At 59.4% G+C, this 12,375-nt stretch carries 10 protein-coding genes; 5 read left to right on the top strand and 5 right to left on the bottom strand.

The features are described from left to right. Positions 1-6 precede the first annotated feature (6 nt). The 4 genes from fdhE to fdnG all read right to left on the bottom strand — a co-directional run bounded on the left by fdhE (position 7) and on the right by fdnG (position 5,785). Positions 7-966 (bottom strand): formate dehydrogenase accessory protein FdhE, encoded by a 960-nt coding sequence (fdhE, locus tag SMD27_RS12515; RefSeq protein ID WP_320508744.1) that lies wholly within the window; start codon positions 964-966, stop codon positions 7-9. Positions 967-1,050: 84 nt separating this feature from the next. Beyond that, positions 1,051-1,749, bottom strand: a complete 699-nt coding sequence (locus tag SMD27_RS12510) for a formate dehydrogenase subunit gamma (RefSeq protein WP_320508743.1) — start codon at positions 1,747-1,749, stop codon at positions 1,051-1,053. Further along, entirely contained in the window at positions 1,746-2,687 is a 942-nt protein-coding gene (fdxH, locus tag SMD27_RS12505) for a formate dehydrogenase subunit beta (RefSeq protein WP_320508742.1), read from the bottom strand. Before fdxH ends, SMD27_RS12510 begins: the two co-directional genes overlap by 4 nt. 14 nt (positions 2,688-2,701) lie before the next feature. Further along, on the bottom strand, positions 2,702-5,785 hold the full coding sequence (fdnG, locus tag SMD27_RS12500) for a formate dehydrogenase-N subunit alpha (protein ID WP_320508741.1): 3,084 nt from the start codon (positions 5,783-5,785) through the stop codon (positions 2,702-2,704). A 391-nt stretch (positions 5,786-6,176) separates the two neighbouring features. Here fdnG and selD point away from each other — a divergent pair, with 391 nt between their 5' ends. The 5 genes from selD (at position 6,177) to SMD27_RS12475 (ending at position 11,618) form a co-directional block, all read left to right on the top strand. Next, positions 6,177-7,265, top strand: coding sequence for a selenide, water dikinase SelD (gene selD, locus SMD27_RS12495; RefSeq protein WP_320508740.1), 1,089 nt, complete (start codon positions 6,177-6,179; stop codon positions 7,263-7,265). Positions 7,266-7,762: 497 nt separating this feature from the next. Beyond that, positions 7,763-8,968, top strand: coding sequence for a hypothetical protein (locus tag SMD27_RS12490; RefSeq protein WP_320508739.1), 1,206 nt, complete (start codon positions 7,763-7,765; stop codon positions 8,966-8,968). A gap of 478 nt (positions 8,969-9,446) precedes the next feature. After that, on the top strand, positions 9,447-10,082 hold the full coding sequence (locus SMD27_RS12485; RefSeq protein WP_320508738.1) for a TetR/AcrR family transcriptional regulator: 636 nt from the start codon (positions 9,447-9,449) through the stop codon (positions 10,080-10,082). Positions 10,083-10,121: 39 nt separating this feature from the next. Then, on the top strand, positions 10,122-10,841 hold the full coding sequence (locus SMD27_RS12480) for an SDR family oxidoreductase (RefSeq protein WP_320508737.1): 720 nt from the start codon (positions 10,122-10,124) through the stop codon (positions 10,839-10,841). A 33-nt stretch (positions 10,842-10,874) separates the two neighbouring features. Next, entirely contained in the window at positions 10,875-11,618 is a 744-nt protein-coding gene (locus tag SMD27_RS12475; RefSeq protein WP_320508736.1) for an SDR family NAD(P)-dependent oxidoreductase, read from the top strand. Between the two features lie 21 nt (positions 11,619-11,639). Here SMD27_RS12475 and SMD27_RS12470 read toward each other — a convergent pair whose 3' ends face one another. After that, positions 11,640-12,224, bottom strand: coding sequence for an isochorismatase family protein (locus SMD27_RS12470; RefSeq protein WP_320508735.1), 585 nt, complete (start codon positions 12,222-12,224; stop codon positions 11,640-11,642). Positions 12,225-12,375 lie beyond the last annotated feature (151 nt).

Here is a 12,375-nt window from a genome sequence, read left to right as displayed (position 1 = left end):
CGCGCCTCAATAGCCCAGCAGGAAGAGGTTGACGGCGCCGCGCCGATAAGGCCCCTCCTGCATCAGGATATCGAGCCCCAGTGAGGCCACATCATCCGCGACCGGCTCGAGCGACGGCTCCTTATCCTGATACAGCACCTTCACATAAGCATGGCAATTGTCGCAGGTCTCTGCCTTCACCGTACCGCTGCCACCGTCGATCTCCTGATAGGCGATCCCCTTGGTCGAGCCGCATTGCGTGCAGCGGATTCGGACATAGTTCCACAACGTGGCGCAGAGCGAGCAGGCGCAATAACGCGCGCCATGCGCCGTCGGCCAGCCGACGATCAGGCTTGATACCGGCGGGCCACCGCAGCACGGACATGCGCCGTCGCCGACCGGGACGAGCCGTTTGGCATCGAGCCCTGCCGCAAGACGGGCGAAATGGACCTGGAGGGCGAGAGCGACGAAGATGTGTCCGGAGAGCGCCTCTACCGGAATGGCGTCCGCGAGCACATTGCGCATCAAGTCATGTCGTGTGGCTGTATCAGCTTGCCTGAGCGTCTCCAGTGCGGCGGCGGATTCCGGCATGTCGATATTGCCTGCACCGGCGATGAAGCGCTCCAATGTCATCTCGGCGACGGCATCCGCGACGAAGCTGCCTCTGTCGATCGGCGGCATCTCGAAGCTGCGCGCCCACTCGATAGCGTCGGGCGTGGGCAGGACCGGTTCCGGCAAGCTCGCCACGATCGCGTGCTGCACCTGACCGAGATTGGACAGAAACAGCAGATAGGGCTTCAGCGTACTTGCCCCGAATGCGTTTGCTTCTGCCAGCGCCGTGAAGCGCCGCGCCCGCATGTCGAACAGCGAAGCGGGATCGGGCAGCCTGACGAAAGGCGGCTGTTGAACGCCGCCGATATTGCTGGGATCGGGTTGAAGAGCGCCAGGGGTACCCGCGGCATTAGGAGAACCAGGAGAACTCGACATCGTCTTCCTCACGAACCTCACGGGCTACGTGGACTTTGTTCCGCCCTTGAAACCGCCACTTGTCGTAGCGAAAACGGCGGTGCCTTATTCCACCGCCTTTCCCTTGGATTGTTCATTGTGCTTGCGCGAAACCAATTCGCGGAGCCACTTGCGATGATGGCGCCAAGCCCATCCGCCGGTCACATAGCCGCGGATCATGGCGCTGAAGGTACCACGAACCCAGATGGCGGCATAGACGTGAATGATCCAGATGCAGATCATCACCACTGCGGCAAGTGCATGCACCAGCACCGCCAGGCGTTTCTGCGGGATCGAGGTATAATCATAGAAAAACTGGTCCCACATGACGAGGCCGGTGGCGATCATGATGATGATCAGCAACGACATGGCCCAGAAGACAAACTTCTGGCCGGCATTGTATTTGCCGACTTCGGGCAAATGCTCGTCATGCTTCGCCAGCACGTCGCGGATGCGGGCTAACCAGGTGCCGTCCTCGCGCTTCCACAGATTGGCGCGCCAGAATCGCAGGAACAGGCCTGCGAAGGAGAAGAACATCGCCACGCCGATCCAGGGATGGATGGTGCGCGTCCATTGCCCACCGCCGAACAGGCTCGACAGAAAGAACAGGCTGGGATGGAACATCGCCAGCCCCGACAGCGCCAGCAAGACGAGACAGATGGCGTTGATCCAGTGATTGATCCGGGCGCCGGCCGTATAGCGATCGACCGTGACCGGATGCCCTTTACGCACCTTGTCAGCCGGTCCGACATCATAGGCGCTCATGGCCGGTCACTCCCCGTGAGCTTTTCGGCATTCGACTCATCCTCCGCCGTCACCCGATTGGGCCCCATGACGAAATGATGGATGAGGCCGAAGGCACCGACGAATCCGATCGCTGCCAGGCCAGCGACCTTGGTAAAGCCCTTCCACGCACCGACGACCGGGCTGATCTTGGGATCTTTCGGCAGGTCGGCATAGATCTCCGGCTGATCCGCGTGATGCAGCACATACATCACATGGGTACCGCCGACGCCGGGCGGATCATAGAGGCCGGCATTCTGGAAGCCGCGGGATTTCAGGTCCTTGATGCGGAAATCCGCCCATTCCTTCATTTCGTCCTTCGTGCCGAAGACAATGGCCTGGGTGGGACAGGCTTTGGCGCAGGCGGGTCCCTGGCCGACCGCGATCCGGTCGGAGCAGAGCGTGCATTTATAGGCCGTGTGATCGACCATGGAGATGCGCGGGATGTTGAACGGGCAACCCCTGATGCAATAGCCGCAGCCGATGCAGTTCTCGTGAACGAAATCGACGATGCCGTTGGAATACTGCACGATGGCGCCGGGCGCGGGGCATGCCTTCAGACAGCCGGGATCCGCGCAATGCATGCAGCCATCCTTGCGGATCAGCCATTCGAGATTCTCGGTTTCCGGGTTCACCCATTCGGTGAAGCGCATCAACGTGAACATGTTGGGCGTCAGATCAGGCGGGTTGTCATAGGAACCCGTATTCACGCCGATCTCTTCGTGTGTGTCGTTCCACTCAAGGCAGGCGGCCTGACAGGCCTTGCAGCCAATGCATTTCGAAACGTCGATCAGCTTGGCGACTTCGGTCTGCCGCTGCGCCGGCGGCGTTATTCTCGACGCCGACCGGCGGATCAGGTCTTGCTCGCCGAATTTCGGCGGCACCGGCTGGGTGGTGGGATTGGGGATCGGAGGAAACATCTGTCTCGCCTCCCTTACGCCACCGGGGCAACCGGCTCGATATTGACCAGGAACGCCTTGTATTCCGGCGTCTCGATATTGGCATCGCCGACGGATGGGGTCAGCACATTGGGGCCGAAGCCCTTCTTGGCAACACCCATGAAGCCCCAATGCAGCGGGATGCCGACCACGTGGACCGCTTTACCATCGCACATCAGCGGCTTGATCCGCTTGGTGACGAGCGCTTTGGCCCTCACCTCGCCGCGCTTCGACCACACCCTGACCCAGCCGCCATTCGCGATGCCCTTTTCCTTGGCCAGTTCCTCGGAGATTTCCACGAAGAACTCCGGCTGCAGGACGGCATTGACCCAGACATGCTTGGTCCAATAGTGGAAGTGCTCGGTCAGCCGGTAGGAGGTCGCCGCATAGGGGAACTCCTTGGATGCCGGCTCGGCGAACTGCTCCATGTCGCCCTTGAAGACCCGGGCGGCCGGATTGCCCCGCACCTCGGGCGCGATCGGATTGATCACCGGCGATTCGAAGGGCTCGTAATGCACCGGGAACGGTCCCTCCTTCATCATGCCGCGGGCGAAAAGCCGCGACACCCCTTCGGGATTCATGATGAACGGCCCGACATCCCGTGGCTTCGACGCCGGCGGAATATCTGGCACGTCATAGCCCGACCATTTGGTGCCATCCCATTCGATGAGCTTGCGGGACGGATCCCAAGGTTTGCCGTCAAGGTCGCATGACGCACGGTTATAGAGGATGCGGCGATTGGCCGGCCACGAGAAGGTCCACTTGGAATAGGCGCCGGTCTCGTCCGGATCGCTGTTGTCCCGCCGGGCCATCATATTGCCCGCTTCGGTGAAGCAACCGGCATAGATCCAACAGCCGCTGGCGGTGGTGCCGTCATCGCGCAGCACCGCGAAACTCGGAACCTGCTTGCCCTTCTCCAGGATCTTCTTGGTCGGATCGTTCGGGTCGAACACATCCGCGATCGCATAGCCGTTCATTTCCTTGGCGAGTTCTTCCGATGACGGCTCCTCCGGATTCTTGTAGGGCCAAGTCAGATTGAGGATCGGATCGGGGAAGACACCGCCCTCCTTCTGATACAGCCCTTTGAGGCGCAGGAAGATCTGCGCCATGATCCAGTTGTCGCGCTTGGCATCGCCCGGTGGCGTACCGCCGGCCCAATGCCATTGCAGCCAGCGGCCCGAATTCACCAGCGCCCCTTCATCCTCGGCAAAGCAGGTACTGGGCAGCTGGATGACCTCGGTCTGCATCGACGCAGGATCCGTGCTGTTGTAAATGCCGTGATTCTCCCAGAAGCGGGCTGTCTCGGTATCCAGCGGATCGATCACCACCAGCAATTTCAGCCTGGACAATGCCGTGGCGATCTTGGTCTTGTTGGGGAAGGCCTGCAGCGGATTGAAGCCCTGGCAGAAATAGGCCGTCATCTTGCCCTGATACATCAGGTCGAACGCCCGCAAGACATCGTAAGACGGCACGTCCAGTTTCGGCAGATAATCGAAGGCGAAATCGTTCTCCGCCGTTGCCGCCGGACCCCACATCGCCTTCTGGAAGCTCACCATGAACTTCTTGTAGTTCTGCCAGTAGCTGATCTGGTTTGGCCGCAACGGCTTGAAGCCGCGGGTCGACATGTAGGTGGCGAAATCCGGCTCCTTGTCCGTCGCCAGCGTCAGATAGCCGGGGATCAGGTTGGACATGAGCCCGATATCGGTCAGCCCCTGGATATTGGAATGCCCGCGCAACGCGTTCATGCCGCCGCCGCGCACCCCGATATTGCCCAGGATGAGCTGCACCATCGCCATGGTGCGGATATTCTGCGAGCCCTTCGAATGCTGCGTCCAGCCAAGCGCATACATGGAGGTCATCGTCTTGGTCGGTGACGAGCATTCGGCCATCATTGCCGCGACCTTGAGGAACTTGTCCTTCGGGGTGCCGCAGATGCGCTCCACCATTTCCGGCGTATAGGTCGAAACATGCTGTTTCAGCAGGTTCCAGACACAGCGGGGATTTTGCAGGGTGTCGTCCACGGCGGCGAAGCCGTCGGCATCCATCTCATAGTCCCAGCTTGACCGGTCGTATTGGCGCTTGCCCTCGTCATATCCCGAGAACAGGCCGTCCTTATAGGTAAAGCCCTCTTTGACGATGTAAGAAGCGTTGGTGAAGGCCTTTACATAGTCCCACTGCACCTTGTCGTTCTGGATGCAGTAATTGATGATCCCGAGCAGAAAGGCGATGTCCGTTCCCTGGCGGATCGGCGCATAGAAATCGGCGACCGATGCCGAGCGCGTGAAGCGCGGATCGATGACGATCAGCTTCGCGCCGCGGTTGGCTTTCGCCTCCGTCACCCATTTGAAACCGCAGGGATGCGCTTCGGCGGCATTCCCGCCCATAATCACGACAAGATCCGCGTTCCGAATATCGGTCCACGAATTGGTCATTGCGCCACGGCCAAAAGTTGGGCCCAGACTGGACACCGTCGGGCCGTGTCAAACCCGCGCTTGGTTGTCGAACGCTACAATACCGGTGCTTCGGACCACCTTGTAGGTGCAGAACGCCGTCTCATTCGTCGTCGCCGAGGCTGCGAGAAAACCGGTGGTGAGCCAGCGGTTCACCGTCACGCCATCATTGTTCTTGACGATGAAATTCTTGTCCCGGTCGTCCTTGAGAACCCGCGCGATGCGATCGAACGCTTCACCCCATTCGATCCGCTCGAACTTGTCCGAGCCCGGTTTACGGATCATGGGATATTTCAGGCGGGTTTCCGATTTGACGAAATCGAGCAGTGCCGCACCCTTCGGGCACAGGGTGCCGCGATTGGTGGGATGATCGGTATCGCCCTCGATATGGGTGATCTCGGCCTTTTCGCCCTTCTTGAGATCCCCTTTGGAATACATGATGATGCCGCACGCCACGGAGCAGTATGGGCAGGTATTGCGGGTCTCTGTGGTATTGGCGAGCTTGAACGGCCGGATCGCCTCCGCGTAGGCCGCCTCCACGCTTGCGAAGCCGAAGGCTCCGAGCGCGGTACCCGCGAGACCCGCGCCCGCCGTTCCCAGGAACTGGCGTCGCGAGAGCTCCATATTCATGGAGGTCTCCTCTCTTTGGGTTATGCCCCCTTGGCGGGAGCGGACTACCTTGCAAAGCGTATTCTTGCGCTCAACCCCTGTCAAACGATCACCCAGCCGACGATCCTGCCAGTGATCCAGCCGGGCTACCCTGGCCGGGCCAATGGCTAAACGCCTGACCTTGCCGGAACGCCCAGTTGACGTTCCCCCGATGCCGCCTGACAATGACATGTGGTTTCGTTCTGGGCTCCCGCGTGGCGGGGCAGACAATTTGTCGATGATAGATGCGGCACCGCACCTGCTGCAGTGCCAAGCGCCGGTGCTATCGCTATCGGCAACTGCAAAACCCCCGATATCAGTCACGCCCCGATAACAGTCACACCCCAAATAACAGTCAGACCGAGGTGACGATATGAGTGACGGATCTTCCTTCCGCCTGACCAGCCTCGCCCATGGCGGCGGGTGCGGCTGCAAGCTCGCCCCGTCTGTCCTGCAGGAGCTTTTGGCCGGTCAGGCCGCGATACCGTCGTCCGCCCATCTGCCTTCCGCCCACTTGCCCTTCGCTCATCTGCTGGTCGGGACGGAGACCGGCGATGACGCCGCGGTATGGGATCTCGATGACAAGACCTGTGTCATCGCCACCACTGACTTCTTCATGCCCGTGGTGGACGATCCCGACCATTTCGGCCGCATCGCCGCAACCAACGCCATTTCCGATATCTATGCGATGGGTGGCACGCCGATCATGGCGCTCGCCATCCTCGGCATGCCGCTCGAGAAGATCGACATCGCCACGGTGCGCGCCATTCTGCAGGGCGGCGCCGCCATCTGTGCCGAAGCCGGCATTCCTGTCGCTGGCGGGCATTCGATCGACAGTGTCGAGCCGATCTACGGGCTCGCCGTCATTGGCATCGCGCCCAAGGCGCAAATCCGCCGCAACGCCGACGCCAAGCCGGGCGATGCCCTGATCCTCACCAAGGCGCTGGGTGTTGGCGTTTATTCGGCCGCCCTGAAGAAAGAGGCGCTCGCCCCTGACGCCTATGATGAATTGATCGCCTCCACGACGCTCTTGAACCGCGTCGGCACGACACTCGCGCAAGATGATGCCGTGCATGGCATCACCGACGTGACGGGTTTCGGCCTGCTTGGCCATGCTCTGGAAATGGCGCGCGGCTCCGGCGTCACCTTGCGGCTCGACGCCGGCCGCCTGCCGCTGTTCCGGCATGCGGAGACGCTCATTCGCCAAGGTTTCGTGACGGGTGCGTCAACCCGCAACTGGGCCAGCTATGGCGCGGCGATCGACCTGCCGGCGGGCTTTCCGGACTGGCGGCGCCAGCTTCTCACCGACCCGCAGACCTCCGGCGGGCTCCTTGTTTCTTGTGTAGAGGCGGAAGCAGACCGGCTCGTGACGGAGATCGCCGCTGCTGGCTACAACGCGGCGCGTCGGATTGGCCGCGTTGAGCCCGGTGCACCGTGGGTCAGGGTCGAGACGATGGCTTGAGCAGACTGGAATGTCGGTCACTATTTATGTGAATTCGGCATTTTTTGGTGCACCGTTTACCTGCAAATCGACGAATGCGGTATGCTCTTTTTTGGCGGCCGCCGCCGAAGCTGCGTAATGATCATGCTGAAGTCCCCCAATACGCGCTAATTGCCTCCGCGGTATTCGGTCGACCTAAACGGCGCAGCATTGTTTCTTCATCTGCGCAAAATGGGACATCTGCGCAAAATGGGACTCGGATACCTCTAATGAGTGGCAAAAACTGACCATTGTTCAGAAACTCGGCCGAATTATGCGGGTTGGCCATACACTTCTAAGCAATAGGTCGCAAATTACCTCGAATAGGCCCTCTGCGGTTCGGCGATCGCGCCGTTCCTTCTCCAATCCCCTTCCGTCAGTTCTTTTGCCGCCGCCTGCAACGTGGTAAAATGCAGTGATCATAGCCTCAGACAATGAGGCGCAATTGGGAATGCACCCATCCTTTGATGGAGCCAGCTATGCCCAATGATCAATCTCTTATGTTTCATGACCTCGCGAAGCTGGTGGGCGACAACGCTGGCAGCAACTTTGCGTCGCATTTTGACGCTCCGATTGACGATCCCGAGACCGCAGAATTTCTGCAAGCGCAAGCCGAGCGATTTACTAGTAATGGACAAAATTTTCCGTTGTCTCTCGCGGACAACCTTACTGTTGATTTTGGCGGCCCTAACTTTAATGAGCACACGTTCATCGCGCCGCTTGCCCCCGCCGGCAATGATCAATTCTTCGATGCGCTATCGCGCAGATTGGGAACGGAAGCGACGGAAAGCAACACCGGAGCAGCATTTCTTGTTAATAGGTTTGTCGACCCGGTAGCTTCGCGACGTTTCGGGGCGCCGGCCCTTAGATATACGGAGTACATTGTCGTACTTCAGCTCGATCTTGAACAGGGTGGTGCAATCATTCACACCCTGCTACCGATGGGCTTATCGACCATTGGCCGCAAGCGTATCCCCAAAGAACGCGAATTGGTGAGTGATCGAAAGCAACTGAATCAGTTATTTCCGCATGCATCGTCCTTCTTCAAAGGGCCGCCCAATCGGATTTTATGCTGGAACGGAGAGAAATGGGGATCTGCTAGAATCCGGCACGATAGCTTCGCTGAAACTATCCCGAATTCTTCGTCTGAGGCCGCTTTCTCACCTATCGAACATCAACTCGTTAAGCTGACTGATTTTGAGCCTGAGTCATTCGATCCGCGACTCTTCCGATCGCTGGCGCAAGGCCTCGAGCATAATAGCTTCATGGCGCCCAACGGTGTGGAGATCTTCGGTCCTTCCACTGATTCCGTAAGGATGTACTCAATCATCATCGAGAAAAATGGAGAAGGAGGGGACGACACCACCTACGGCACCTCATCAGGTGCCGTCATCGAATTCAGCTGTGAGGGCTATACAAGCCGTGATGCCTGTCTGGGTTGCTGCAACAGTAAAGAATCGGCGGCTATGGCCATGGGCACTGGCATAGGTGCAGGCATGGCCATGGTCGGCGTCGGCGCCACCCCCCTCTCTTGGCCTTTAATAATCGTAGGTGCAGTCATTGTTGCTGGATCATTGGCCATACCGGCGCTAATGGCCACCGAGTGCAGGAACCTGTGCCACAAGCAAGTTGCTGGAGGAGGTGGTGGCATAAACACTGGCGCCGGAAGACAACACACGAAATAGCGCCAACCTGTTTTGCGTTTGAGAAATTCAAGAAAAATGCTTGATCGCGGCCATCAAACTGCAGCTAGCATCTGAAACGCACAGACCAAATGGAAAACGGGTGATATTGAACAAATCCCTCCGCTGCTACCAACAATCATCAGCTTTAAGCTCTCAAATAACCGAAAGCGTCGTCCGGGCCTCTCCTGGCGGACCTGTTCCGCGTGCTATCTTCCGGCAGCCTACCAAGGCTGGCCTGAGCCCAATTGTCGGATGCTCCTTCGAAGAGACGGCGACACACTTTGTGGCGAAGGTGCGATCGGCAGCTTTTACTATCCAGATCGCCCATCCAGCATTCCGCAGAAAAGCTCAGCTCTGCCGACGGCTCACGGCACAATAGGGCTCCTATGCCGTCCCCCTTGACGTTCTGGAGCGACCGATCCATATTACCCAATATGGAGCGGTTGATCCAAAATATGATACGTTTTTGAGAGGGCGTATGGCACGACCGCGTGAGTTCGATGAGCGGGCGGCGCTGGAGGCGGCCAGCGATATTTTCTGGACCAAAGGCTATGAGGCGACATCGACGCGCGACCTGATGGCCCGAATGGGCCTGACCCCCTCCAGCATGTATGCAGCATTCGGAGACAAGCGCAGGCTGTTTCGGCGGGCTCTCGACCATTATCTTGAGCGGCTCCGCGAGAAGATGTCCTATCTCGAGGCAAATGCGTCTCCCGGAGAGGCGATCACCGGCTTCTTCTGGGACACGATCGAACGAACCCTCGGTGACGCATTGCAGCGAGGTTGCATGCTGGTGAACTCGGCACTCGAAGTGTCGCCCCAGGATGCAGAGCTCTGCGGCGCCGTTGCGCAAGAGCTCAAGCTCATCGAAGGTTTCTTCCGCGCCCGGTTTTCCGAAGGGCAGCAGCGTGGCGACATTGCGAATACACACTCGGCTGACAACGCCGCGCGGCAATTGCTGGCCGTATTGTTGGGCATTCGTGTTCTGGCACGGGTTCGTCCAGAGAGGCTGCTCCTGACGGAAGCAGCGGGGCAGACGCTCGAATTGCTCGGTCTGCCGCCGCTTCCCGCCGCAGCTGCTTCTGCAAAGAGATCTTTGCGCCGCAGATCCTAGCGTCGCACCTTCATCGCTTCCAAGACCAAGGAGTTAGTCATGGTCAGACGGACTTTCCTGATCACCGGCGCCAGCAAAGGAATCGGGCGCGCGCTTTCAAACCGTCTCGCGGATGCTGGTCATGAGGTAGTGGGCGTCGCGCGTGGGAAGGATCCAGGCTTTCCTGGCACGCTGGTTTCGATTGATCTTCATGATAGCAAGGCATCGGGACAGGCTCTGGTCGACCTCGCTCAACGCTATTCTTTCGACGGCGTCGTCAACAATGTCGGGTTGGCGCGACTGCATCCGCTCGGCGAGATTGATCTCACCGACGTGGACGACATGTTCCGTGTCAACGTGCATTCGGCAGTTCAGACGGTGCAGGCAATCCTGCCTACACTGCGCGCGAAGGGTTGGGGTCGGATCGTGAATGTCACCAGTCTCGTGACCACGGGTATCCCGCTCCGCAGCGGCTATGCGGCAGCCAAGGCGGCGGTCAACAGCCTCACGCGCACCTGGGCGATGGAATTGGCCGAGACGGGGATCACCGTGAATGCGGTCGCGCCCGGTCCGGTGGAGACGGAGATGTTCCGGCAAAATACGCCGGTCGCAAGCGAGGCCGAGAGCCATTTTCTCTCCAAGATCCCCATGCGGCGCCTCGGCAAGCCAGAGGAGATCGCTGCCGCCATTGCTTTCCTGCTCTCGGATGAAGCCGGCTTTATCACCGGGCAGACCCTGTTCGTCGACGGCGGTGGATCAATCGGCAGAACCGCCTTGTGACCGACCATCGCATTTTCATCAAGGGAGCCGTTCATGACCTCTCCGGTCGTACTAATTACTGGCGCGCTTACCGGTATCGGTCGCGCCACGGCGTTTGCGTTCATCGAGGCGGGCGCGCGGCTCGTGATTTCCGGGCGACGCGAGGACGCGGGCCGCGCCCTTGCTCGTGAGCTGCGGGAACGAGGTGGCGAAGCCGAGTTCGTGCGGGCGGATGTCCGCCATGATGACGACGTGCGCCATTTGGTCAATGCGACAGTCCAACGCTTCGGTCGCCTGGATGCCGCGGTCAACAATGCCGGTACCGAAGGATTTTTGAGCTCGATCGTCGAGCAGACCACCGAAAGCTATGCTGCGACCTTCGATACGAATGTCCTAGGGACCCTATTATGCATGAAGCACGAGGTGCGTGTCATGCTCGCGCAGGGTAGCGGCAGCATTGTCAATCTGTCTTCTGCAGTCGGCAAGAAGGGTGCTGCGGGTGCTGCCGTTTATGCTGCGAGCAAACATGCTGTGGAAGGGCTGACCAAATCGGTCGCGCTTGAGGTGGCCGGTGCAGGGATACGGGTCAACGCCGTGGCGCCCGGGCCTATCGACACCGATATGATCGTACGCTTCGTCGGTGATGCAGCAAATGCGAACAGCTTGGCGCAAAGCCTGCCCATGCAACGGCTGGGTCGCGCCGAAGAAGTTGCGGCCACGATCGTCTTCACTGCAATTGGAAAATCGCAGTTCTTGACAGGCCATTCCATCTCAGTCGACGGCGGCTACACTGCGTGAACACCGGCGCTCCACGATCTGTCAAAGCGTCAATCCCGGCGGCAGCGCCTGTGGCAGCTTCGCTCTGATCACGGCATTGGTCTTCAGGCCACGTACCCATTCATAATAGACACCTTTCACCGATGTGATCATCACGCCGGCTGCCGCCATTCGGCGCAGGCCGTGATCGTGATGCGGTGGTGGCGAGGCGGTTGCATCGTCGATCACGGTGACGCGATAACCGGCCTCGTGAAGGCCGATCGCGGAATGCGCAATGCAGACATCGGTCTCAAGCCCGACGAGCACGAAGTCGCGCCGTCCACTCGCTTCGACCGCAGCTCTGATATCGCCCTGGCCAAAAAGCCCGAAAGTCATCTTGTCGAAGACCTTGCTGCTGTCCGGCAATTCGGCGATCAAGGATGGCACGAGCGGCCCGTCTCGCTCGATATCCTCCGCGGTCGCGATAATGGGAATATCCAGTCCTCGCGCCACCTGCATCAGCCAGGCGATCCGCTCCACGAGCGGACCTCTTTGATCGAGCGGCAGTTTATCCAGGAAATATTGTTGGACATCGATGACTACAAGGCAGCTCTGTGCCCGGTCGATCAGTCGGTGCGAATGTTCCATTACCATCCCCTTCCGTTTGTTCAGACCATAGCCATTGGTGCCAAGCTAAGCCATTGATCTAATAGAGAAGGTCAAAACATTGACTTTTCAGTAAGTTAGATGCTATATGCCGCGCGACTTGGCACGGTCCGCCGGCCCCCCTTAAAAGCAC

It is taken from the genome of Dongia soli, assembly GCF_034044715.1.
Taxonomy (GTDB): Bacteria; Pseudomonadota; Alphaproteobacteria; order Dongiales; family Dongiaceae; genus Dongia_B; species Dongia_B soli.
Note: the sequence above shows the minus strand (reverse complement) of the source record. Positions and strands in the feature narration are given on the sequence as shown.

Coding starts and splice junctions, on each gene's coding strand:
- fdhE (WP_320508744.1), bottom strand. CDS start 966: ATGTCGAGTTCTCCTGGTTCTCCTAATGCCGCGGGTACCCCTGGCGCT.
- SMD27_RS12510 (WP_320508743.1), bottom strand. CDS start 1,749: ATGAGCGCCTATGATGTCGGACCGGCTGACAAGGTGCGTAAAGGGCAT.
- fdxH (WP_320508742.1), bottom strand. CDS start 2,687: ATGTTTCCTCCGATCCCCAATCCCACCACCCAGCCGGTGCCGCCGAAA.
- selD (WP_320508740.1), top strand. CDS start 6,177: ATGAGTGACGGATCTTCCTTCCGCCTGACCAGCCTCGCCCATGGCGGC.
- SMD27_RS12490 (WP_320508739.1), top strand. CDS start 7,763: ATGCCCAATGATCAATCTCTTATGTTTCATGACCTCGCGAAGCTGGTG.
- SMD27_RS12485 (WP_320508738.1), top strand. CDS start 9,447: ATGGCACGACCGCGTGAGTTCGATGAGCGGGCGGCGCTGGAGGCGGCC.
- SMD27_RS12480 (WP_320508737.1), top strand. CDS start 10,122: ATGGTCAGACGGACTTTCCTGATCACCGGCGCCAGCAAAGGAATCGGG.
- SMD27_RS12475 (WP_320508736.1), top strand. CDS start 10,875: ATGACCTCTCCGGTCGTACTAATTACTGGCGCGCTTACCGGTATCGGT.
- SMD27_RS12470 (WP_320508735.1), bottom strand. CDS start 12,224: ATGGAACATTCGCACCGACTGATCGACCGGGCACAGAGCTGCCTTGTA.